Here is a 24,767-nt window from a genome sequence, read left to right as displayed (position 1 = left end):
ACTAAAATAAGAAATGTTTGGCATAAAAAAGAGCACTATTGCGAGTAAATAGTGCTCTTTTTTATGTCAACCGTTGAATAAAAGTCGTGATTTTTCTTATTTTCAGGCGGACAAATATTTCTTTCGATATTTGCTTCTAGATTTTCTAAAATAAGGTTTCGTTATACTATCCATCGTATCACCTTAACATTATTAGTTATTTTGATTATACTCTTTACGTGTTCTTGTAATTTCTTTTAATCTTTCCCGGTTCACGTTATATCCAAACCCAGGCTCTTTCGGAACAATCACTTTTCCACCTTGCAATGTTACTTCTGGTGAAATAATATCTTGCTCCCAATGTCTACCCAAAGCTGAAATATCGCCTGGAATTGTAAAGTTCGGGAGTGATGCTAACACAATATTTTGTGCGCGTGAAATTCCCATTCCCACCATACCACCGCACCAAACTGGAATAGCATGTTCCTTGCAATAATCATGAATTTGGATTGATTCTGTTAGTCCGCACTCGTCCTACTTTAATATTTATGATGCGGTAGCAGCCGAGCCTAATAGCTATTCTTGCTCTTTCTTATTCACATAAGGAGTTCATAAAACACCGTGTAGATTTATTATTCATGTACGGTCAAAATTACTCCATCCATATTGTTCCCTGAAATTTCATAATGCTTATTTACCGGAACATTAACACTGATACTCTTTGAAATTTTATAATAAGAAACCGTATATTTTTTTCCTTCAATATTAGTTGAAATCACTTTTTTTTCTTTCAGAAAATCTAAATATTCTTCTAAAGTAAAGTTCTTTTTCTGCATAATCGCACTATGAGGCAAACCGACATAACGTATATGCCACGGCTCATATTGAATTCCTGTAATATTGCTTTTATTTTTCGGATAGCGTAAAACAAAACCGTATTTCCACACCTCTTCTTCAATCCATTTTCCTTCAGGAGCTTTCTCCATTTTCATTTGAGTAGACCCGACATCGAGTGATAGTCCTAAATTATGCTCACTATACCCTGCTGGTAACGCATAATCAGAACCCATTTTTTGATATAGCTTCCTTTGCTCTTCAAAATCTCGATACCCACTGCTGATTAAAAAATGACGGATACCTTCTTTTTCTGCTGCATCTACGATCTTTAAAAATTTTTTCACAATATCCTTTGATAAACGAAGGTTTCTATCAAGCACTCCATAACCTTTTACCAATTCTTGATTTTGAAGTATATTTACAATATCAGGCCTTATACTACCTTTCTGAACGGGATAATTTTTATTGACTAATAATAAATCACCTTTATAAATTTGCTCTTTTGTTATCTCTTTCTTTTCAGTATTCGTCCAATTTACCTTATCCTCTTTTTCTACAATCTTAACATCTACCTCATTTAGGAATAATGGCGCTATATAAATACCAACACATACTGTGCACAATATAAAAAACAAAATAAATACCCACTTTTTCATTTCTAGTTCCTCCTTAATCTTACTTACGTATAGAATAGAAAAAACTATTTAAATAAAAAGTGGGGTAAACTTAAAATTTTTATTAAATTATTAAATGAGATTCGTTACCATCACTTTTCGGTAATCTCACTTCAAATATTGTCCGTATTACACTACTTTCCACAGAAATCGTTCCATTATGTTGCTCCACAATGTTTTTCGCAATAAATAAACCAAGCCCTGTACTATTTTGCTGCTGCGTTCTTGCTTTATTGCCTGTATAAAACATATCAAAAAGATACGGTAACTCTTCTTTCGGAATGCTATCTCCATAATTAATAATTTGTACGACAACTTCTCCATTATCAATATGTCCATTCATATCAACAAATTGTCCATCATATCCATAACGAATCGCATTCATTAAAAGATTTTCAAATACTCTTGCCAACAATTTTCCGTCACCATAAATATTTAAATAGGGAGCAATATTCATTCTAGCTACTAAATCATATTTCTCTAATAAAGGATATAACTCCTCATCTAGCTGTATAAGTAATTCACTTAAATCAATCAGCCTTTTCTCAACCTTTAACCTGCCATAATTCATTCTCGTTATTTCAAATAGTTCATCAATTAAATTCTCTAATTTTTGAGACTTCGTAAAAGCAATAGTGGAAAAGTGTTTAATTTGTTCCTTTGTCAAATTCTCGTCTTTAAGAATTAAATCTAAATAACCTAAAACAGATGTTAATGGCGTTCTTAAATCATGGGCCAAATTTACGACTAGCTGATCTTTACTGCTTTCTGCAAAATCGCCTCTTTCAACAGCTTCTTTTAACTTTTCACTCGCTAGATTGATTTCGTGTGCGATATCTCTAAACTCATCATTGGATGAAACATGCACTCGATTTGTAAAATCACCATTAGCAAGATGATGAATTCCATTAGAAATTTCACTGAAATACTTTGAATACGGTCTGGTGAGAAAGAAAAAAAACAAAATAGATAAAGGAGTAAATATAATTAAAAAGAAATTAATATCTCCAATATCTCTTATTGCTGACCGAAATTGTGCTAAAGGATCTTCATAACGAACCATAGTTTTATAATACAGCTGCAACCCTTTATAAATTATATACGTCACACTACCAGCTAGTATAATGCTTAAAGCAAATAGTGCTATCATTTTTGAACGAAAGCTTCTTATGATTTTAGCCATTGAATGTATAGCCGACCCCCCAAACAGTTTTTATTAATTTATTCTTCCTTTTATCTTCTCCAAGATTTTTTCGTAAGGTGCGAATATGTACCATAACTGTGTTCCCACCTTCATAATAATCTTCTGCCCACACTTGTTGAAAGATATTTTCCACACTGTAAACTTTCTTCGGATGACTCGCTAATAAATATAAAATATCAAACTCTTTTGGAGTTAATTCAATTCGTTCTCCGTACACACTCACAGTCCGTTGCTCTGGATAAATAACGACCCCACCAATTTCTAAAATTGATTTACTTTCCTCTTCCCTCGGTTGATTTAACATGAAAAATCGGCGTAATTGTGCATTTACACGAGCAACTAATTCAATCGGCGTGAACGGCTTCGTCATATAATCATCTGCACCTATTACGAGCCCAGTCACCTTATCAAAATCAGATGTTTTCGCACTTAAGAAAATGATAGGCATATAATATTGCGCGCGAATTTGCCGCGTTACTTCATACCCGTCCATTTTAGGCATCATAATATCCAAAATTACTAAATCAATTGGTTGAGAGTGAATAACACGAATAGCTTCTTCTCCATCAGCTACTTTAATAACATGATAGCCCTCTTTTTCTAAATGTATTGTAATTAAATCCGCAATTTCAGCCTCATCATCAGCTATCAAAATTGAAATACGCTTCATTTTATCCCCCCTACATCATTCCATTTTCACACGCTCGATTTTAAACTAGTCTACCCTATTTGTACAATAAGAAAAGGCTACTCTCAAGAGTAACCTTTTCTATTTCATCTTCCATACACAATCCGCTTTTTCATTATTTCTTCTAATCTTCCACGATTTACTTCATAACTGCATTCAGTATGTTGCGGAACCATTACCTTCCCGTCTTTGAGCATCACTTCAGGTGAAATAATATCACGTTCCCAATGTCTACTAGAAGCTGAAATATCGCCTGGAATTGTAAAGTTCGGGAGTGATGCTAACGCAATATTTTGCGCACGTGAAATTCCCATTTCAACCATACCACCGCACCAAACAGGAATAGCATGTTCCTTGCAATAATCATGAATTTGAATTGATTCGGTTAGTCCGCCAACTCGCCCTGGTTTAATATTTACGATGCGGCAGCTGCCTAGTGTAATTGCGACTCTTGCGTCTTCTAGACTATGAATACTTTCATCTAAACAAATAGGTGTCTCAATTTGTTTTTGAAGCTTGGCATGATCAAGAAAATCGTTATCCGCTAATGGCTGCTCAATCATCATTAACTGAAACTCATCTAATCTTTTTAACTGCTCCGTATCCGTTAACGTATACGCTGAATTCGCATCAGCCATTAATGGAATCTCTGGGAAAGCCTTTCGAATTTCCTTTAACAACTTATAATCAAGCTCTGGTTTGATTTTCACTTTAAAACGCTGATATCCTTCTTCTGCATACATTTCAATTCGCTTTAACATGTTGGGAATGGTATCTAGTCCAATTACAACACCGACTTCAATTTCTCGCTGCGCTCCTCCAAGTAAAGTCGCTAATGATTTGTTTTGACGTTTCGCATACAAGTCCCATACCGCGCCTTCTATTCCCGCTTTCGCCATCCGGTTCCGCTTGATATGCTGAAAGAGACCGGGAATTTCATTTGGATGCATAATTTCAGCTTTCAGTAAATCTGGCAATAAAAAATCTTGAAGCATATGAAGTGCCGTTGTTACGGTTTCTTCTGTGTACCATGGCTCTCTGAAAGCAACAACTTCCCCAAAACCAATATATCCGTCCGTATCCTCTAACTCAATGACGATACTTTCACGTGTCTTATACGTTCCGTAACTTGCAGCAAAAGGAGTAACAAGCGGCATTTCCGTTATATATAGCGTCACCTTTTTAAATTTCATCTACATTTCCTCCAAAAGCTGCCTTAGTTCCCGTCTTAACAATTTTTTCGAAGCATTACGTGGTAATTCTGATAAGAAATGCACTTCTTTTGGTACTTTATACTTTGCTAATTTCTCTTTACAAAACTGAATCATTTCCTCTTCTGTTACATTGCTCGCTCTAACGATAAAAGCAGCAGGTACTTGGCCCCACTTTTCATCCGCTTTCCCAACAACACCAGCCTCCCCTACCGCAGGATGCGCAAGCAATACTTCTTCAATTTGCGCTGGATAAATATTTTCCCCGCCTGAAATAATTAAATCACTGCGACGATCTAATACATATAAGAACCCTTCTTCATCTAAATAGCCAAGGTCTCCTGTATGAAGCCAGCCATCTGTTATCGTTTCACGCGTTGCGTCTTCCCGTTTAAAATAGCCACGTGTCACATTCGGCCCTTTTACAACAATCTCACCTTCAACATTCGGCGGCATAACCTTACCATCCTTCTCGATTCGAAGCTGACATGGGAAAAGAGGTTTTCCTGCTGAACCAACTTTCGTTAACATGTAATCAGCTGATAACGTACAAATTTGCGAAGATGTTTCTGTCATTCCATACGTTTGATATACAGGAATTCCTTTTGCAACACATACTTCTAATAGAGGCTTCGGTGCTGGCCCTCCGCCTAATAACATGCAGCGTAACGAATTCGGATATGTCTCCTCTCCAAGTCTTTCTAACAAGTCCGTTAGCATTTTAGAGACGACCGATATGATTGTTACTCCTCTTGTTTTGATGGCTTTATGAATAAAATCAGGATCATATTTCGGAACAAGCAAAACTCTCATACCGTACATTACATTTTTCATTAAAAGAGATAATCCGCCCACATGAAACATTGGCATACACGCTAACCAACAATCGTCATCACGAAGCCCTAAATTAAGCGATGATCCAACAGCACTTGCCCAGTGATTACCGTATGTTAAAATAACCCCTTTTGGCTTCCCAGTGGTTCCTGACGTATAAATAATTGTCATCGCTTCTTCTAAAGAGAACTCCTCTTGAATCATTGCCATTTGCTTCGTTCCGTTCATTACTTTTTCAAATGCATATACTGGTACCTGCTCTGTTTCAAGTTCTTGGTCCGTTACTAAGCAAACAACTTCAGCATCTTTCATTTGCCAAAGTAGCTCTTCTCTTGAAAGACGCGTATTCAGAAGTACAGCTACTGCCCCTATATAAGACAAGGCATGAATTACCGTAATCATCTCCGTACCATTTTTCATCAGAACAGCCACTTTTTGCCCCTTTTCTATCTGTAAGTAGGAAAGGTGTTCACAAACGAATAATACTTTTTTATGCAGTTCTAAAAATGTAATTGTTTCTTCTTTTGTCTCGATTGCAATGCGATCTGGCGTTAAAAAAGCACGTTGCATTAACCAATTGGGCATCGTCTTCATTACGTAGTCTCCTTTCATCAAAGAAAGAGACTTGATGTAGAATCAAGTCTCTTTTTTGCTTCCGCTTTTGATCTTATCTAGCTACAGCGGCTAGAACAGTCGGTCGTTTCACGCCTTCCTGCGAGGCAGACTACGCCTCCTAGACCCTTGCTTCTAAGAACCTTCCGCACGAGAAAGTAAAAATCACTTTCTGTGCGAAAGAACCTTAGCCGACGGGTCTAAACAGCCGGCTTCGCTTTAATCACGGAAAACGAGGGAATTGTCCGAAGTCCGGACGGCGTTTTTCTTTGAACGCGTCGCGACCTTCTTTTGCTTCGTCAGTTGTGTAGTACAATAACGTTGCGTCTCCCGCTAGTTGTTGGATACCAGCTAAACCGTCTGTATCTGCATTGAATGCAGCTTTTAAGAAACGTAGTGCCATTGGGCTCTTTTCTAGCATTTCTTCTGCCCATTGTACTGTTTCTGCTTCTAATTGATCTAGTGGTACAACTGTATTAATTAAGCCCATATCAAGTGCTTCTTGTGCACTGTATTGACGGCATAGGTACCAAATTTCACGAGCTTTCTTATGTCCTACCATGCGAGCTAAATAGCCAGCACCATATCCACCATCAAAGCTACCTACTTTCGGACCAGTTTGTCCAAATACAGCGTTGTCTGCTGCAATTGTTAAGTCACATACGATATGAAGTACGTGTCCACCACCAATTGCATAACCTGCTACCATCGCGATAACTGGTTTCGGGATTGCACGGATTAAACGTTGTAAGTCTAATACGTTTAGGCGAGGAATTTTATCTCCCCCTACATATCCACCATGACCGCGAACTTTTTGGTCGCCGCCAGAGCAGAATGCACGTCCACCTTCACCAGTTAAAATGATAACGCCAACATTTTCATCATCGCGCGCATGTGCGAATGCATCGATTAACTCCATTACCGTTTCAGGACGGAATGCGTTATGTACTTCAGGACGGTTAATCGAAATCTTTGCGATACCATTGTATGTGGAATAAATAATATCTTCGTAATTGCCTTCTTTTACCCATTCAATAGCCATTACTCTTACCTCCTTTTTATTTGTGCTAATGTTTTTCCACTAGCCGCTCTATGAGCGCTACTTCCCTTGAAGGAAGTAAGCATCACTTTATGGTTTTTAGAAATCCCTCTACTATTGTACCAAACTTTTGCGGTTGTTCCACATGAATTGCATGACCAGCTCCATCAATTTTGACAAATTTCGCGTGCGGGATGCATTTTTTCATGCTTGCGAGGATTTGAAAAAACTTTTGATCATACTCTCCATTCATTAAAAGAACGGGCATTTTGAGTCTTTCAAGCTGATTCCACCATGAAGGTTGCACCCCTGTTCCCATGCCCCTAAGACTATTGGCAAGTCCTCTTGGGATATTGGCTAGTCTCTCTTTTCGAACTGCTTCTTTCATATCATTTGGTAATTTCTTTTGTGTTGCAAACAGCGGAATGTTTTCCCAGAAATTAACAAACAATTCTATACCTTCGAATTCGATTCGATCTGCAAGCTGTTCATCTTTTATGCGACGTGCTTCCCTATCCGCTTCCATTTCAAGCCCAGCTGTACAGTTTTCTAATAAAAGAGACTTCACGCGCTCTGAATACAAACACGCCATCGTAATCGCAAGTCTTCCGCCCATTGAGTATCCAAGTATATGTGCTTTTTCAATATGCAAATGATCGAGTAGTGTCGTCATTTGCAGTGCCACGTTTTGAATATCATAATGCGTCATTTCCTCAGGACTTTCTGTTTTTCCATGTCCAACAAGATCAACTAAGATCACTTGAAATTGCTGACTCCATGAAGAAATAAATGGACGCCACGTTTCCATGCTACCCGTAAAACCATGAAGAAGTAGTAGCGGTTCTCCACTACCTACCACTTCATATTCATACGTTACACCTTCTAGCATTACTTTCATTCCGCTTCACCTTGCAAAATCTCTGTAACAATCTTCGATGTACTTGCCCATAAATCACGGTGCAGCTGTAAGTTCTCGTCACGATTCGTACAAATTTCTACAACGTGTAATCCTTTTTCAATTGTTCCTTTTTGTACTTCTTCACGAAATGCGTCCCAGCCATTTACACGTGCGAATGAACCACCGTACATGTTTACAACATGTTCATAATCAAGTCCAAGCGGCGTCCCGAATAATGATTCAAAATGTTCTTTTGACTCGTATTGCGGTAGGAATGAGAAAATACCGCCACCATCATTATTGACAACAACAATTGTTACATTTAAATCATGTAATTTTGCTGCCAATAGTCCATTTAGATCATGATAAAATGACAAATCACCGATGACTAATACAAGCGGTTCACAAACCATACTAGCGCCTAGAGCTGTTGAAATAATCCCATCAATACCATTCACACCACGGTTTGCCATTACATTGATTCTTTTATCTGTTGTAAAGAAGAACGTATCTGTATCACGAATTGGCATACTATTGCTGGCAAATAAAGTCGCTCCCTCTGGCAGTACATGCACGATATCTGTAATCACTTTTCCTTCAAATGCTGTTTCATATGTTTCGATTTCCCGAAGCTGTTCCTTCGCCTTATCGTTTATATATTTCCACATCCCGTACCAATCATTCTTTTCTTGCTTTTGCATATGATCTATCATTGCTTTACAGAACGAGACATCACTTGCACATACAACTTCCGTCGCTACAAGAGCTGGATCTCTCCATTTTCCTGACTCATCTACAACGATATGGATAGCAACCTCTTGTTTCTTTATATATTGTGTTAATGCTTTTGATACAGGCATACCACCAAAACGAATGATTACTTCTGGCTTCCATGTATCCTTTAACAATTCGTTTCGTAAAAATGTATCATAGCAATCCATTACCATTGATTTATCATGCTCGCCGCTTCTGAGGCCGGAAAGTGGATCTGCTAAAATCGGATAACCAGTTTTTTCAGCAAACTGCGTAATCACTTCAGCAATCTCTGGATGACTATCGTCTCCACAAACAATAAGCCCCTTTTCCATACTTGAAAGGCGCTCTGTAAGAGAACTTACATATTCACTCGTCATCGTCATATTTCCTTGATGAACGGCCCCTGTATATTCACTACGACCTTTTTCCCATAAATTCTCTAAAGAGAAATTAGGAATGAGTGGCTCCCGAAGCGGGAAGTTAATATGGACAGGTCCCTTCGGTGCAAGCGATGCACTTGCGATAGCACGCCCAGCTGTCATACGTGCATAATGATACATAGGATCTCTAGCTTCTGGCAGTGCCATCTCCATAAACTGTTTTACAAAAGAGCCATATAAATTCAATTGATTCATTGCCTGCGGTGCACCAACATCTCTTAGTTCATGAGGTCTGTCTGCTGTTAAAACAAGAAGTGGTACACGTGAATGAAAAGCTTCACAAATTGCTGGATAGTAATTCGCTGCCGCTGTTCCTGATGTACATAAAATTGCTACAGGACGATGCTTGGCTTTCGCAATACCGAGCGCGAAAAAGGCAGCTGATCTTTCATCTACATGTAAATACGTTTGGATCTGTTCATGTTGCTCCATTAATAAGGCTAGCGGTGTTGACCGTGAGCCTGGACTAATGACGACATCATATACATTTAAACGCGCTAGTTCGTCCACAAATGCGCCTAAATAATATGATAATGCTTCTATATGATTATTCATTTCATTAATTCCTCCAAAGCACCAAGCATCGGTCTAAACTTCAAACTTGTTTCTTCATATTCAAGTTGCGGAACTGAATCAATCACAATACCGCAACCGGCAAATAAGGATGCCTTATCACCATTTAATAATCCGCAGCGCAGCGCGACTGCAAATTCACCGTTCCCTTTTTCATCTATCCAACCGATTGGTGCTCCGTACAATCCACGGTCTAATAATTCTACATCACGAATTAATTTCATCGCCGCGTGGCGAGGTGTGCCGCCAAGAGCTGGCGTCGGGTGCAGTTCTTCTACCATTGTCAGAAGGGATGCATCACCTTTCGCTTCCACTGGTGTATATAAATGTAGTAAATTTTTTGTTGTTAATAATCCTGGACGCTCTGGAATAGTAACAAACTCACAATGTTCATTTAATACGCTGCGAATCATATTTACTACATAGCCATGCTCTGCTAAATTCTTTTCATCATGAAGAAGCATCTCGCCATTTTGCTTACTTTCTTCTATAGAGTTACCATGACCAATCGAGCCGGCAAGACACATCGATGTAAATTTCTCACCTTCTTTACGAATTAACCTTTCAGGTGTTGCTCCTAAGAAACATGCCCCTTTATAATCAAAGGAAAATACGTAACAATCCGGCTGCCCGATGCGGAGCGCTTCTAAAACACGAGCAGAATCAATATTTCGATCCATCACTAGTTTTAGCTCTCTTGCTAATACAACCTTCTGTACGCTTCCTTTTTTCATTTCTTCTTGTACTTTTACAATTGCATTCATCCAGCCCTTTGGATCAACTTCTACTTTAGAAGTTACTGTTAATTTCGCTTCTGTAAGCGGCCCTTTACATTCTTGTAAAATTCTTTCTTCTGAAGAAACAATTTCTTCATAAACCATCTGTACAGAGTCTTCAGCTGAAATAAATGTATTTATCGTTAACCATGCTTTTTCATTTTTAACTGTTAAAAGAAAAGCAGGTAACGATAATGTTGCATCTTTAAATTCTTTCCACAGATCCGTTTGCTTTTTTTCTGGATCAAATGAAAAACCACCAAATAAAAGTGGACCCGTTCCAAATTCATACTCTTCCCTGTGAACAATTGCTTTCTCCTGCACTTTATTCCACTCTTCACAGGCATTTTCAAAGCGCTCGTCAGAAGATTTTGCTATAGTGAAAACAGAGCCAATGCCAGCAAAAATAACATGCTGAGCTGGGTCTGCAAAATAACATCTATTTTCGGATGCAACCTTTTTTCCTGCTGCATAAAAAAGAAGCGGATCCATCCAATCTATTTGTTTTACAAAACTGACCAATGTTTTTTCATCAGTCGCAGATTCAATCGCTGCAGTAAGTATTTCTTGTAAATCTTTTTGTTTCGTCTGAATCACAATGTCTCCCCCCTATGGGCGAAAAATAGTCATAAATACGCTTGATTTTAAGATACACCTCAAACGAAAGGCCTGTCAACGTTTAGCATTTCTGAGAAATTCACCTTCTCTTCCTAGAAAAATAAACGTTGACACTAAATGATGCTTTTCCTACACTTAATTGTGTACTTTATGTGAACTAGGAGGATTCAAAATGGAAATGAAAATTGAAACAAATTCCCCTCCTATGCCGCCAAAGCCAAATAAACAAACAGGCTGGCGCATTTGGTGGAGTTTATTACGTCCTCATACATTAACAGCTGCTTTTGTTCCTGTTTTTATCGGAACAGCGTATGCCATGCAAGTAGGAGGTATTAATCAAATACATCTCCCTCTTTTCTTTATCATGCTTCTTGCTTGTCTTCTCATTCAAGCGGCAACAAACATGTTTAACGAATACTTTGATTATAAAAGAGGATTAGATCATGAGGGTTCTGTTGGTATCGGCGGTGCAATTGTCCGCGACGGTATTCAGCCAAAAACAGTACTGAACTTAGCATTTGGATTTTTCGGTATCGCGATGCTATTAGGCGTTTATATTTGTATGAACTCTAGCTGGTGGCTTGCTGCAATCGGTCTTGTGTGTATGGCTGTTGCTTACCTTTATACAGGTGGCCCAATTCCCATTGCTTATACACCTTTTGGAGAATTAACAGCAGGATTATTTATGGGTGTTATTATTATTGGTATTTCTTTCTTCATTCAGACTGGAACTGTAACATCAGAAGTTATTTTAGTATCCATTCCAAATTCGATTTTAATTGGTGCAATTTTACTTTCCAATAACATTCGTGATTTAGATGGAGACAAAGAAAACGGTCGTAACACATTAGCAATTATCGTTGGACGTGAAAATGCAATTGGTGTCCTTGCTTCTATGTTTATCGTTTCCTACATTTGGACGATTGCCCTCATCATTGTTGGAATCGTATCTCCATGGATGTTGATTGTATTCCTAAGTGCACCGAAAGCATTTAAAGCGACAAAAGGATTTATCGGCAAAAGCATTCCAATGGAAATGGCACCTGCAATGGTTGCAACTGCAAAAACAAATACAATCTTCGGATTTTTAATGGGAATCGGCCTATTACTTGGGTATTTCCTATAAGGAAGGGAGCTGTTAGGCAGCTCTCCTTTTTCTTTTTCAAAATATATCGGCGTTTTTTCAAATATATCAACCGTAACTTCAAATATATCAGCGCAAATTGAAATATATCGACGATTCGACACAACATATCGACCGCTCGACATTTTACGACGCCATACACTCCCTAAATTCCCCCTCATAATTCCCGTAATCCGGCTCATACTACATAAAGAAACCGAATTGTAGGAAGGTGGATACAATGTTAACTCCACAACAAGTCAATCACTTTAAATCCATATTAGAAAAGCAACAACAAGAATTAGAACAAACGCTTCAAAATCATGAAAATGAAGATCGCGCCTCTGAACGGGAATCTGTTGGAGAATTATCAGCTTACGATAACCACCCTGGCGACATGGCTACAGAATTATATGAACGAGAAAAAGATTTCGGACTGATTGAATTATGGAATAAGCAGTTGCAAGATACAAAGCATGCCCTGCAAAAAATTGAAGCTGGCACATACGGTGTTTGCGAAGTTTCTGGCAAAGACATTCCACTAGAACGATTAAAAGCAATGCCGACTGCTACAACTTGTATTGAACATACAACAAATAAATTAAACATGAGTGCACGCCCTATTGAAGAAGAATTAGTAGAGCCACCGTTTGGCAAATATGATATGGACAGTGCTGTAGGATACGATGCAGAGGATGCTTGGCAAGATGTTGCTTTATACGGAACATCAGAAACGCCATCCGATTTAGAACGCCGTGACTCAAAAAACTTTAATGAAATGTATGTAGATGCTGAAGAGCCACGTGGTTATGTAGAAGACTTCGAGAACTTCATCGGAACAGATATGTATGGAAAGAACCCGCAAGTATACGCGACAGAAGAGCATGAGGAATATGAACAAATGCTAGATGATTTTGAAGAACGTACTTATAAAGGAGAATTATCTTCTGATGAGTCTGGTTCGAAGGCATAAAAAAAGCATTCCGAAATTCGGAATGCTTTTTTCTCGCTAGCTAATTAGTTTTTTGTAACGTTAGCAGCTTGTGGTCCACGGTTACCTTCAACGATTTCGAAAGAAACTTCTTGACCTTCTTCTAAAGTTTTGAAGCCTTCGCCTTGGATCGCTGAGAAGTGAACGAATACATCGTCTCCGCCTTCAACTTCGATGAAGCCGAAACCTTTTTCGCTGTTAAACCATTTAACTTTACCAGTTTGCATGTCATGTACCTCCTAAATAAAAATGAAACTATGAATCCACATGAAAAGGTGGATATAAAGGACATGAATGTATCTCAGACCTAATGCCTTGAATTAAACACGCTTTATTTCCGTACCACATTATGTAGCTCAATAGTGATTTCACTATATCACGCTCTATCAAAAACGTCAAATGAGAACACTTTCATTTCAGCATTTTTTTCATATTTTTTAAATTCTTCACAAAATCTGGAAAATACACAAATACGAATTGATATAAAACCTTTCTTTTTAGATAAGAGAGAGCGTCCGGCCATGTATAGAAAGATCAGACCCTTTTTTAGATCCATTATTACCAAGCGAAAGGAAAAACAAGCGCTGATTAACTTTCTCTTTTCATAACAGCAACTTATATGTCGAAAAATCAAAATGGGTTTTTGTTTGAAAATTAACAAAACGATAGTTTTTTAATCTCTTTAATTTCTGTACAATATTAGTATCCACTACATAAGAGGTGAAAAAAATGAAGGCACATGAAATTGAGTATAAATTATATGGCGATGATATGCAGTTCGTTGAAATTGAATTAGATCCAGAGGAAAGTGTTATCGCAGAAGCTGGCGCGATGATGATGATGGAAGACTATATTGAAATGGAAACAATATTCGGTGACGGGGGTGGAAAGTCTAGCGGCCTATTCGGAAAACTAATGGGTGCTGGAAAGCGTCTCGTTACAGGTGAAAGTATGTTTATGACAATATTTACAAACACAGGTCATGGCAAACGTCACGTATCATTTGCTGCGCCATATCCTGGAAAAATCGTTCCAGTTGATTTAAGAGAATATCAAGGCAAAGTAGTTTGTCAAAAAGATGCTTTCCTTTGCGCAGCCAAAGGGGTTTCGATCGGAATTGAATTTACGAAAAAAATCGGTAGCGGCTTTTTCGGCGGAGAAGGATTCATTATGCAAAAACTTGAAGGTGACGGACTTGCTTTCATGCATGCAGGTGGAACAGTTTATAAACGAGACTTAAAACCTGGCGAGAGATTACGTATCGATACAGGTTGCCTCGTTGCAATGACGAAAGATGTTGACTATGATATTCAATTTGTAGGCAATGTAAAAACTGCTCTATTTGGCGGAGAAGGTTTATTCTTCGCAACGTTAGAAGGGCCTGGAACGGTTTGGCTTCAATCCTTGACATTAAGCCGTTTAGCTGCACGCCTTACAAACCCTGCAGCTCAAAGCAGCGGGGAAGGTAGCGTTTTAGGAGGACTTGGTCGCCTTCTTGATGGAAAAGAGTAAAATTCAAATCGCTACGTCATAAGACGTAGCGATTGTTTTTATTTATCTGTTTTTACTTCATTTGGACTATACATACCCTTTTGCATCATATAATACTCCATCGCTCGGTTTAACCAGTCCTCTTCTTCCGCTGTATATGGAGAAGGAATCATCTGCTCATATTGTTCCTCCATATTTTCTAATGTTCCAAAAGAATACAACGCTTCTTCCCCAACATATGCAAGAGTTGCCTTCATATGTTGATCAACAAGCTTTTGTACCTCCAGATCATGGGCTGGCTTTCCAAATAGTCTCTTTACCTCTTTAGACAACTCGATAAATTCTTTATCCAATGCCACCATCTCTTCTTCGGACTTATCGTATAACCGATCAACAACTTCCTTATCCATATATTCTTCAAGCCATAAGCGTTGTTCATTTTCTTTTTGTATATTCCGAATTAACGTCATCAGAATGTCACTGTCTATTTGTCCTTCGTCCTCTAATAAAGTAATCGTTCGATGAATCGCTTTTAAAGAAGTTTCGATATGTCTCTTTTTTTCTTCAAAAGCCTTTTTCTGACTTTGTAATGTTTCTTTCAAGCTTCCGTTAAAGCTTTTCCTATTTACCATTACACAGATTTCATCTAAGCTATATCCTAATAATTTTAGGCTCACAATTTTTTGCAATGTTAATATATCTGTTTTTTTATAGATACGATGCCCGGAACTAGGATGTTTTTCAGGTGTAAGCAACCCAATTTCGTCGTAATAATGTAGTGTTCGTACTGATGTGCCTGTTTGTTTCGAAAACTCTCCAATTGAATAATTTTCATTGTTACTCATCTGTTATTCCCCCTACATTCTTTTTATCGATATGGTTACTCCCATCATACTCCCTCACGTAACTGTAGGTTCAAGTGTTAATTAGTAAAACATATTCACTTTTCATTACACTTTGTTTTCAAGCCGCTCAAAGAATGATTCCCCATCTCCACTCATATATTGAACTATTACTTCTTCTTAAGGAGGGCTTCCTTGATGCGTGCTCCTTTATCCTTTGATAAAGATACTGCCATATTGTTAGCTTCTTGCTGCGAGTTAACATATGATCAATATAAACAAAATGGTGTTTTTCAAATACCTGATGATTTTCAATATGTACAAGGTTTTCAAGCAAAGGTAATGCAAACGACAGAATGGTTTGGCTTCATATTAGAATCTGAAGATAGCATCATTGTTGCCTTTCGGGGAACACAGACGGATCCTGAGTGGCTGATTGATTCACTTGTAAACCAAAAACCTTATCCATACGCATTAAACAGCGGGAACGTCCATAACGGCTTTCTCTCTATTTATGAATCATGCCGTGATACGATTATGGATATGCTCGTATCTTTGCCATCACATAAAAAGCTGCTCGCCACAGGACATAGCCTAGGCGGGGCACTTGCCACACTGCACATATTAGACGCACGAGTGAATACTGCGTTTGCACAATATGGTCTCTATAACTTTGCTTCTCCAAAAGTTGGCGATATTACTTTTCGAAACTACTATAAAATGCAAGTAGCAAGTAGCTTTCGCTTTGTTAATTTATTCGATGTCGTCCCGCTTCTTCCCCCGCGCAAAGTGCATTTTAATGACCATGACTGGGAGTATGCACATGTTCATCACAACATGACATTTACGAAAAATACAAAATCTATCACCAACAATCATGCCATGACAACATACAAAACATGTCTGACTTCTCATTTTTAAACCGGAAACATTTGGAAATAAAGTGGTAGTATATTATAATAATATATAAATCCAATTTGATTTTCTAACAGGTGAATGATGGCTATGAAGAACAGACAGAGACTTTCACTCATTTTCTCCTTCTGTTTTCACATGGCATGGGGCTAAAAGGCACTGACCGCTTCTACGCATGGCCGGACGCTCTCACCCATATGAAAAGAATGGTTTGATGTTCGTTTTTCAATTTGGATTTATATATGTAACTAACTTCGGATGAGGGGACCATACATGCTAAAATATTTCTTTGCACTTTTTCTTGTTCTATTATTTGCAGTTACAGGTTTCTTTACATTCTCATACTTTGCTACGGAGGAATATGGGGGAACTGGTATGCTGTATTCGGTGACGCCTTATATCTCTATAGTGAAATAATCAAAAAGCTTGGAAACTTCCAAGCTTTTTGATTTTACCGGGAGCTATCATATTCTTGTTTCAAAAGAGAGTACACCTTAGAATCACAATATCTCTCATTAATTTGCATACTTTGTCTCAATGTTCCTTCATAGGTCATCTTTAACTTTTGCATCACTCGTTCAGACGCTATATTTTTCACATCACACCTTCCTTCAATACGATTCAAACTTAACTCCTGAAAACCAAACTTTATGAGCTTTTCTAAAGCTTCAACAATGAAGCCCTTTCCCCAATACAGCGGACTGATAACCGCTCCTAAAGAAGCACTATTGTGTGGTAATGTCCAAATACCACAAGTTCCTATCGCTTTTTGGTTCTCCTGAAAAATAACGGACCAAACAAAAGACTTACCTTCCTTTGTTGTTTCCATCATCTTTTCCAATAAACTATGAGTCTCTTCTTTATTTTTGTGTACATTTCGAGGTACATATGTAATCGTTTGAGGGTTCGAATAGACTTCAAATAAATCGTCTAAATGAGACATATCTATTTTTGTTAGTAGCAGACGCTTTGTTTCTAATTTCGGAAGTTCATAGCTATTTTGCATACTTCCACCTCAGTTCATAATTATTTTACCCACTTTTTCATATAAAAAGAATTCCATACTAAAATATCCCGTACTTATTTTTATATTCTCCAATCCACAGATAAAAGCCCCTCCAAATCTTCACAAGGGGCTCTATATTATTTCTATATATTCATTTTGATTTTTAGGCATATAAGTCGCTGCTATGAAGAAAAAAAATGACCTCCACTCTTTTTTCTCCTTCTGTTTTCACGTGGCATAGGACTAAAAAGGGATCTGACCGCTTCTACACAAGGCCGGATCCTCTCTCCCAACTAAAAAGAAAGGTTTTTAATTTATATCTTCAACTCACGAAAGCTTAACCCCATCACCAATACCCCAAATCTCACTACTATATTGCAAGATCGTTCGATCACTCGCAAAGTGCCCAGATTGTGCAATGTTAATGATTGACATTTCTAGCCACTTTCTTCTGTTTTCATATGCTCTTCCTACATCTTCTTGACGCTCTGCATATGGACTAAAATCACGAAGAACAAAGTATTCGTCGTTTTGGATGACAAGAGAATCATAAATTGCTTCAAATTCAGCTCCGACATTTTGGAAAAAGCCATTTATTAGCTGATCCACTACTTTTTTAATGTGCATATTGTGGTGGTAATAATCATTTGCACGATAGCCACCATTTTGATAATAATGAAGCACTTCTTCCGCTGTTAAGCCAAAGATAAAACAGGCCTCATCTCCTACCTTTTCCCTAATTTCAATATTGGCTCCATCCAGTGTTCCAAGCGTAATTGCTCCATTCATCATAAACTTCATATTCCCTGTTCCGGATGCTTCTTTACTCGCCGTTGAGATTTGCTCACTTACATCTGCTGCTGGAAAAATATCTTCAGCCAGTGAAACACGGTAGTTTTCTAGAAAGATAACTTTCATATATTGACTCACATACGGATCTTCATTTACCTTTCTAGCAAGTTCGTTTATTAATTTAATAATTTTTTTCGCATAATAATAGCCTGGCGATGCTTTCGCTCCAAAAATAAATGTACGCGGATAAAACGAAAAGCTAGAATCTTCCTTCAAACGATTGTACAAATATAAAATATGTAACACATTTAATAATTGCCTTTTGTAAGCATGCAATCGTTTCACTTGTACATCAAAAATGGAACTTGGATCAACAATAACCCCCATGTTATTGCGGATACGCTCTGCTAAAATATGTTTACGCTCTTGCTTTACATCTTGTAACTTATCTTGAAAAGCAGTGTCGTACCGGTAATCTTGTAGCAGTTGTAATCCCTGCGGCTGCTTCTTCCACCCCTCTCCAATCGCTTCTGAAATAAGATTGGTAAGCTGCGGATTTGCTTTCATAAGCCAGCGTCTATGCGCGATGCCATTTGTCTTATTATTAAATTTTTCTGGGTAAAATTCATAAAATAACCGCATTTCACGCTGTTTTAAAATTTCCGTATGAATTTTTGCGACTCCATTTACACTATAACTTCCGACAATTGCTAAATGCGCCATTTTCACAAGACCATGTGCAATAATCGCCATGTCTTCAATCCGCTTCCAATCATACGGATATCGCTCCCATAGTTCATGACAAAAGCGTTCATTAATTTCTTCAATAATCATATAAATCCGTGGTAATAATGATTTAAAGATATGAATCGGCCACTTCTCAAGAGCTTCTGATAATGTTGTATGGTTCGTATAAGAAATCGTCTGAATTGTAATATCCCACGCTTCTTCCCAAGAGAGCTTTTCCTCATCTAATAAAATACGCATAAGTTCTGGAATCGCAAGGACCGGGTGTGTATCATTAATATGAATTGCAATTTTATCATGTAAATTACGAAGCGTTCCATTTCGCTCTCTATGCATGCGAACAATGTTTTGTAAACTTGCTGATACAAGAAAATACTGTTGTTTTAACCGTAGTATTTTCCCTTCATCATGCGTATCATCTGGGTATAAAAATTCTGATACCACTTCTGTTTCGCGTTTATATTTCAAAATATCTTTACAGTTTTGCGGGAAAGGAACTGGTTCTGCATTCCAAAGACGAAGTGTGTTCACAGTATCTGTTTCATACCCAACAACAGGAACATCATAAGGCACCGCCATAATGACTTCCGCATCAGTATGACGAAATTCTAAACGGTCATTGATTTGCACAGCTTCCACTTGTCCGAAATAACTTACTTCCACAGCTTGATCATGTCTCCTGACTTCCCATACATTTTCATGACGAAGCCACTGTTCAGGCAACTCCACCTGATATCCATCGACAATTTTCTGATCAAATAAACCATGCTTATAACGAATACCACATCCGTGCCCAGGAAGATTTAAAGATGCCAATGAATCAAGAAAACAGGCTGCAAGGCGGCCGAGTCCTCCATTACCAAGCCCTGCATCCGCTTCACTTTCTTCTAATTCTTTCAAGGAAATTCCAAGTTCTGAAAGGCCTTGTTCACATACATCACGTATTCCTAAATTTAGTAAATTACTACCAAGCAAACGGCCAAGTAAAAACTCAATAGATAAGTAATACATTTGCTTTTGATTCCCTGTCCGGTACCTTTCATTTGTTGCAATCCAGTGTTGATTCATATACTCACGTACCATATGCCCAAGTGTATTATACTGGTCACGACTAGTAGAATCTTTGAAACTTTTTCCATACATCGTTTCTAGTTTTTCTAAAAAAGCTGCTTTAAAGCTTTCAACATGAGTAAACATCTTTTCACCACCTAAGAGTGTTTCAGCAAACTTTTATATAATTCCCTGTATTCAAGAGCTGACTTTTTCCAGCTATAATCTTCTGTCATCGCCTGTTTTACAAGCTGTTCCCATACCGGTTTATTATGATAATACTTCAGCGCACGACGAATCGTATGTAACATGTCATGAGCATTAAAATTTCTAAAACTGAAGCCATTTCCAGTCTCCATTTTCTCATTATAAGACTGAACTGTATCATTCAAGCCTCCAGTCTCTCTTACAATTGGAATAACACCATACGCCAGTGCAATGAGTTGTCCAAGTCCACACGGTTCAAATAGTGATGGCATTAAAAACAAATCACTACCTGCATATACTTGATGTGCTAACTCTTCATTAAAACCAATATACACTTTCACTTTTTCTGGATACTCATATGCCATCCACTCAAAAAATTGCTCATACTCAGAATCTCCTGATCCTAAAATGATACATTGTACATCCTCTTCCATCATTTCATGAAAGACAGTACGCACTAAGTCGAGACCTTTTTGCTTTGTTAATCTCGTTACCATTGAAATGAGTGGTGTATCTTCTTTTTCTGGCAAACCAAAGTAACGCTGCAATGCACGTTTATTTTCTTGCTTATCATATAGCGACTCAGCATCATACTGCGCAGTAATAAATGCGTCTGTTTTCGGATTATATACGCTCGTATCAATGCCATTTACAATCCCGCTCAGCTTATCATTATATTTACGCAGCAAACCATCTAGTTTTTCACCAAAAAATTCGTATTGAATCTCTTCCTTATATGTCGGGCTTACTGCTGTAATACGATCTGAAGCGATAATGCCACCTTTCATAAAGTTAACGTTCCCATAAAATTCAAGCTGTTCACTATGAAAATATTCATCACCAAGATCCAGTAAATCATGCATAACTTCACGTGGAAATACACCTTGGAACTGCAAATTATGAATTGTATATACGGTTTTAATATGTTCATATAACGGGTTGTCCCCATATTTTTCACGGAGTAAGAAATTTACCATCGCTGTATGCCAATCGTGACTATGAAGAACATCCACTTCAAAATCTAAATGTGGCATACACTCTAACACTGCTTTAGAAAAGAAAGAAAAGCGTTCTCCATCATCATAATGTCCATACAGAGAATCTCTTTTAAAATAATACTCATTATCGATTAAGTAATACGTAATCCCATCTTGCTCGCCTTTTAAAATCCCACAATATTGGTTTCGCCAGCCAAGCTGAACATTAATTACCTTATGAAGCGTACATGCTTCTCGTAAATGCTTAGGGATAAGACTGTAGTTTGGAAGTATAATCCGGACGTTTACCCCTAATTTTTTCAATTCTTTTGGAAGTGCACCCGCAACATCTGCTAAACCTCCTGATTTAATAAACGGTACGCATTCTGATACTGCAAATAAAATATTCACGTGTTGTTCCACTGCCTGAAAAGCGTGTACACCTTGATCCGCCCTTCTTACAGCTTCCTCCCTTCGGATTTTAAATTCATATCATGATGAGCCAGTGAATCCAATTCCACTGGCTCTATAACTCTATTTCGATTTTCCTACTCAACAATTACAGCTCTGAAATCAAAAGAAGTGCTCCACTCATTTTCTCCTTTTGGTTTCACATGGCATGGGGCCAAAAAAGGCTTTGATTGCTTCTCCCCATCGCCGGATCCTCTCTCCCAACAAAAAAAGTATGTTTTAATCCATATTTTCATTTATCCCGCATTAACGGGCAGTGGGGGATGAAGCCCCCCACCACAGATTAAAGTTTCACTTTATATTGAGTTTTCAAGAATAACTAGTAACATTTTGACTTTGGATACTCCCCTTTTCCACAACATGCGGATTATCAGGTGTTCCTGTTAAAACTACACCATCCTCAATCTTAACATCTTTATCAATAATAACACCGTCTAATATACAATTATCTCCAATTTGACTCTTTTGCATAATAATACTATTTCGAATTACTGAACCTTTTCCAACCTTAACCGAACGAAATACAACACTATTCTCAACTTTCCCTGCAATAATACTTCCATTTGCAATCATTGTATTTTTCACCTTAGCATCTTTCATATAACGTGTTGGTGGTTCATCTTTTACCTTTGTAAAAATCGGTGCTTCTTTCGTAAATAACTGTTTCCAAATCGAAGGCTGCAAAATTTCTAAACTATGTTTATAATAACTTTCAATCGAATCGATCACTGCTACATACCCCATATGTTCATATGTGCCGATGTACAATGATTCTCCTCGCTTTTCTCTAACAACATCAAATAAACTATAATGCTCCATATCTTTATACGTTTCAAATAAATCTAATAATAGCTGTTTCTTAAGCACATAGGTTTGTAGGGGAACTCCTTCATGACACACTTCCGTAATATCCGCTTCCGTATGTATATGTCTCTCTAACACTGCTTGAAAATTGATTGCTGTGACAAGATGACTATTTGTAATGACAACGTACTCTTGTCTACTACGTAGAAAATAATCAATATGTCTTCTAAAATGAGCGAAGGAACCAAACTCATCTTGATCACATTGGCAATTTGGAGGAAATAAAAATAAGCCGTCGCGTTTTCTATCTAAATCCCACTGTTTTCCTGATCCGAGATGATCCATCAAGGAACGATTTTTATGACTCGTAAAAATCGCTACGCTATGAATATGGGAATTAACCATATTTGAAAGCATAAAATCAATGAGACGATAACGCCCTCCAAATGGTAGCGCAGCTAGTGAACGGTGTTCTGTTACTTTCTTTAAAGAAGGAAAGCTCCCTGTTGCATTAATAATTCCTAACATTGATTCTCCCATGTATCTCATCCCCTTTTGTCTATTTTCCTTCTGCGATTAATACAATCTCATCTACATTTTTTTCTGATCGAATCACGGTATTATCCTCAATTACCATACCTGAGCCAACAATCGCCTTTTCAATCACAACATTTTTTCCAATTCGAGCCCCTGGCATAACAACGGAATCAATAACTAGGCTACCTTCTCCTACCGTTACACCTTGGAATAAAACAGAATGCTTTACATCTCCCTCAATAACGCATCCTTCATTTATCAATGACTCTTCTACTTTGGCATTCTCAGCTATAAATTGTGGTGGTTCGTTGGGATTAACTGAGTAAACGCGCCAATCACGATCATTTAGGTGCAATAAAGATTCATCACGAAGCAAGTCCATATTGGCTTCCCATAAACTTTTAACAGTTCCAACATCTTTCCAATACCCTTGGAACGGATAAGCAATTAATTTCTTTCCTTCATCTAGTAAAAGAGGAAGAACATCTTTTCCGAAGTCATTCGTAGAATCTGGATTTCTTGCATCCATCTCTAAATATTCTTTTAAGATCGCCCAATTAAAAATGTAAATGCCCATCGAGGCAAGATTACTTTTTGGGAACTGTGGTTTTTCCTCAAACTCAACAATCTCCATCTCTTCATTCGTATTCATAATTCCAAATCTACTTGCTTCGTCCCAAGGTACCTCAATAACAGAAATCGAAACATCCGCTTCTTTTTCAATATGGTAATCTAACATTTTACTGTAATCCATTTTATAAATATGATCCCCTGATAAAATCAGAACATATTCAGGATCGTACTGATGCAAGTAGTTTAAGTTTTGATAAATCGCACTAGCTGTTCCTGTATACCATTTCACTCCTGAAGATTCCGAGTACGGGGGTAATACAGTCACGCCGCCATTCACACGGTCTAAATCCCAAGCATTACCGATTCCAATATAACTATGAAGCTCAAGTGGCTGATACTGCGTTAAAATTCCAACCGTTTCAATACCAGAGTTTGCACAATTACTTAAAGTGAAATCAATAATTCGATACTTGCCGCCAAACGGAACAGCTGGCTTTGCTAAATTTTTTGTTAAGGCACTTAAACGACTACCCTTTCCTCCTGCTAGTAACATTGCTACGCACGTCTGCTTTTGAACCATCTTGTTTTTTGCTCCCCTTTCTCGTTTTCACTGGTCGTAAAATAGATACCCCAAGTGGTGGAATTGTTATTTCTACATGAGCAGACTGGTTATGATACGGCTCATCTATTGCCTTCAGCCGTTTTTTATTCACCTGTCCTGAGCCGCCATATATTACATCATCGCTATTTAAAATCTCGTTATAATACTGGAATTCTGGTACGCCCACTTTATAGTTTTCGTACACAATGTTAGTAAAATTACATACAACGACAAGGATATCTTCATCCTTATCCCCTTTACGAATAAACGAAAAAATACTTTGTTCTCTATTATCAGCATCGATCCACTGAAATCCTTCCTGTGAATGATCCAGCTGCCAAAGTGGCTTAGAGCGCTTATACAATGCTATGAGCACTTTAAAGTAATCATGCATAGAACGATGCATTTCAAAATCATGCAAATTCCAATCTAAATCCTCAAGATCTTTCCACTCATCAAATTGACCGAATTCCCCACCCATAAAGAGCAATTTCTTACCCG

The 24,767-nt window shown here is 37.8% G+C and carries 22 protein-coding genes and 1 pseudogene; 5 read left to right on the top strand and 18 right to left on the bottom strand.

Annotated elements, in window-relative coordinates; genetic code table 11:
* Positions 1-192: 192 nt before the first annotated feature.
* From KFD70_RS08195 to KFD70_RS08150, 10 genes and pseudogenes are all read right to left on the bottom strand, one after another.
* A pseudogene (locus KFD70_RS08195) lies at positions 193-571 on the bottom strand (enolase C-terminal domain-like protein); the annotation flags it as partial.
* A gap of 40 nt (positions 572-611) precedes the next feature.
* Positions 612-1,472, bottom strand: a complete 861-nt coding sequence (gene vanY / locus KFD70_RS08190) for a VanY-A/VanY-F/VanY-M family D-Ala-D-Ala carboxypeptidase (protein ID WP_336450591.1) — start codon at positions 1,470-1,472, stop codon at positions 612-614.
* An 82-nt stretch (positions 1,473-1,554) separates the two neighbouring features.
* Entirely contained in the window at positions 1,555-2,673 is a 1,119-nt protein-coding gene (locus KFD70_RS08185) for a HAMP domain-containing sensor histidine kinase (RefSeq protein ID WP_336450592.1), read from the bottom strand.
* Positions 2,666-3,364, bottom strand: coding sequence for a response regulator transcription factor (locus tag KFD70_RS08180; RefSeq protein WP_431613110.1), 699 nt, complete (start codon positions 3,362-3,364; stop codon positions 2,666-2,668). The genes KFD70_RS08185 and KFD70_RS08180 overlap by 8 nt, the downstream gene beginning before the upstream one ends.
* 104 nt (positions 3,365-3,468) lie before the next feature.
* On the bottom strand, positions 3,469-4,575 hold the full coding sequence (gene menC / locus KFD70_RS08175) for an o-succinylbenzoate synthase (protein WP_336450594.1): 1,107 nt from the start codon (positions 4,573-4,575) through the stop codon (positions 3,469-3,471).
* Positions 4,576-6,021: an o-succinylbenzoate--CoA ligase gene (locus KFD70_RS08170; RefSeq protein WP_336450595.1), complete on the bottom strand. Its 1,446-nt coding sequence runs from the start codon at positions 6,019-6,021 to the stop codon at positions 4,576-4,578.
* Between the two features lie 241 nt (positions 6,022-6,262).
* Positions 6,263-7,081 (bottom strand): 1,4-dihydroxy-2-naphthoyl-CoA synthase, encoded by an 819-nt coding sequence (menB, locus tag KFD70_RS08165; protein ID WP_336450596.1) that lies wholly within the window; start codon positions 7,079-7,081, stop codon positions 6,263-6,265.
* 82 nt (positions 7,082-7,163) lie between these two features.
* Complete coding sequence (gene menH / locus KFD70_RS08160) at positions 7,164-7,976, bottom strand: 2-succinyl-6-hydroxy-2,4-cyclohexadiene-1-carboxylate synthase (protein ID WP_336450597.1); 813 nt, start codon at positions 7,974-7,976, stop codon at positions 7,164-7,166.
* Positions 7,973-9,727: a 2-succinyl-5-enolpyruvyl-6-hydroxy-3-cyclohexene-1-carboxylic-acid synthase gene (gene menD / locus KFD70_RS08155; protein ID WP_336450598.1), complete on the bottom strand. Its 1,755-nt coding sequence runs from the start codon at positions 9,725-9,727 to the stop codon at positions 7,973-7,975. Before menD ends, menH begins: the two co-directional genes overlap by 4 nt.
* Positions 9,724-11,118: an isochorismate synthase gene (locus KFD70_RS08150; protein WP_336450599.1), complete on the bottom strand. Its 1,395-nt coding sequence runs from the start codon at positions 11,116-11,118 to the stop codon at positions 9,724-9,726. Before KFD70_RS08150 ends, menD begins: the two co-directional genes overlap by 4 nt.
* A 193-nt stretch (positions 11,119-11,311) precedes the next feature.
* Between KFD70_RS08150 and KFD70_RS08145 the strand changes: the two genes are divergently transcribed.
* Both KFD70_RS08145 and KFD70_RS08140 read left to right on the top strand, forming a co-directional pair.
* Entirely contained in the window at positions 11,312-12,265 is a 954-nt protein-coding gene (locus tag KFD70_RS08145; protein WP_336450600.1) for a 1,4-dihydroxy-2-naphthoate polyprenyltransferase, read from the top strand.
* 238 nt (positions 12,266-12,503) lie between these two features.
* Positions 12,504-13,235: a TraR/DksA C4-type zinc finger protein gene (locus tag KFD70_RS08140; protein ID WP_431613109.1), complete on the top strand. Its 732-nt coding sequence runs from the start codon at positions 12,504-12,506 to the stop codon at positions 13,233-13,235.
* A 44-nt stretch (positions 13,236-13,279) separates the two neighbouring features.
* Here the strand turns inward: KFD70_RS08140 and cspD are convergent, their stop codons facing one another.
* The gene (cspD, locus tag KFD70_RS08135) at positions 13,280-13,480 is read right to left on the bottom strand and encodes a cold-shock protein CspD (RefSeq protein ID WP_242144281.1); all 201 of its coding nucleotides are present in this window, start codon (positions 13,478-13,480) and stop codon (positions 13,280-13,282) included.
* A gap of 502 nt (positions 13,481-13,982) precedes the next feature.
* Here cspD and KFD70_RS08130 point away from each other — a divergent pair.
* Positions 13,983-14,765, top strand: a complete 783-nt coding sequence (locus KFD70_RS08130) for a TIGR00266 family protein (protein WP_336450602.1) — start codon at positions 13,983-13,985, stop codon at positions 14,763-14,765.
* A 38-nt stretch (positions 14,766-14,803) separates the two neighbouring features.
* Here the strand turns inward: KFD70_RS08130 and KFD70_RS08125 are convergent, their stop codons facing one another.
* Positions 14,804-15,589 carry a MerR family transcriptional regulator gene (locus KFD70_RS08125; RefSeq protein ID WP_336450603.1) on the bottom strand — a complete coding sequence of 262 codons (786 nt, stop codon included), beginning with the start codon at positions 15,587-15,589 and terminating at the stop codon, positions 14,804-14,806.
* Positions 15,590-15,784: 195 nt separating this feature from the next.
* Between KFD70_RS08125 and KFD70_RS08120 the strand changes: the two genes are divergently transcribed.
* On the top strand, positions 15,785-16,507 hold the full coding sequence (locus KFD70_RS08120; RefSeq protein WP_336450604.1) for a lipase family protein: 723 nt from the start codon (positions 15,785-15,787) through the stop codon (positions 16,505-16,507).
* Positions 16,508-16,774: 267 nt separating this feature from the next.
* Positions 16,775-16,918, top strand: coding sequence for a hypothetical protein (locus KFD70_RS08115; RefSeq protein ID WP_336450605.1), 144 nt, complete (start codon positions 16,775-16,777; stop codon positions 16,916-16,918).
* Between the two features lie 34 nt (positions 16,919-16,952).
* Here KFD70_RS08115 and KFD70_RS08110 read toward each other — a convergent pair whose 3' ends face one another.
* The 6 genes from KFD70_RS08110 to KFD70_RS08085 all read right to left on the bottom strand — a co-directional run.
* Positions 16,953-17,507, bottom strand: a complete 555-nt coding sequence (locus KFD70_RS08110) for a GNAT family N-acetyltransferase (protein WP_336450606.1) — start codon at positions 17,505-17,507, stop codon at positions 16,953-16,955.
* 327 nt (positions 17,508-17,834) lie between these two features.
* A complete protein-coding gene (locus KFD70_RS08105; RefSeq protein WP_431613108.1) occupies positions 17,835-20,243 on the bottom strand; it encodes a glycogen/starch/alpha-glucan phosphorylase in 2,409 nt (802 codons plus the stop codon).
* Positions 20,244-20,254: 11 nt separating this feature from the next.
* Positions 20,255-21,691, bottom strand: a complete 1,437-nt coding sequence (gene glgA, locus KFD70_RS08100) for a glycogen synthase GlgA (protein ID WP_336450608.1) — start codon at positions 21,689-21,691, stop codon at positions 20,255-20,257.
* A gap of 369 nt (positions 21,692-22,060) precedes the next feature.
* The gene (locus KFD70_RS08095) at positions 22,061-23,095 is read right to left on the bottom strand and encodes a GlgC family sugar phosphate nucleotidyltransferase (protein WP_336450609.1); all 1,035 of its coding nucleotides are present in this window, start codon (positions 23,093-23,095) and stop codon (positions 22,061-22,063) included.
* 19 nt (positions 23,096-23,114) lie between these two features.
* Entirely contained in the window at positions 23,115-24,245 is a 1,131-nt protein-coding gene (locus KFD70_RS08090) for a glucose-1-phosphate adenylyltransferase (RefSeq protein WP_336450610.1), read from the bottom strand.
* Positions 24,193-24,767, bottom strand: a 575-nt coding sequence (locus KFD70_RS08085) for an alpha amylase C-terminal domain-containing protein (RefSeq protein ID WP_431613107.1), incomplete at its 5' end; no start/stop codon positions are given. The genes KFD70_RS08085 and KFD70_RS08090, both read right to left, overlap by 53 nt.

It is taken from the genome of Bacillus pfraonensis (genome assembly GCF_050768835.1).
GTDB classification, from domain to species: domain Bacteria; phylum Bacillota; class Bacilli; order Bacillales; family Bacillaceae_G; genus Bacillus_A; species Bacillus_A pfraonensis.
The sequence above is the reverse complement of the archived record's forward strand: the minus strand, read 5'-3'. Positions and strand labels throughout refer to the sequence as shown.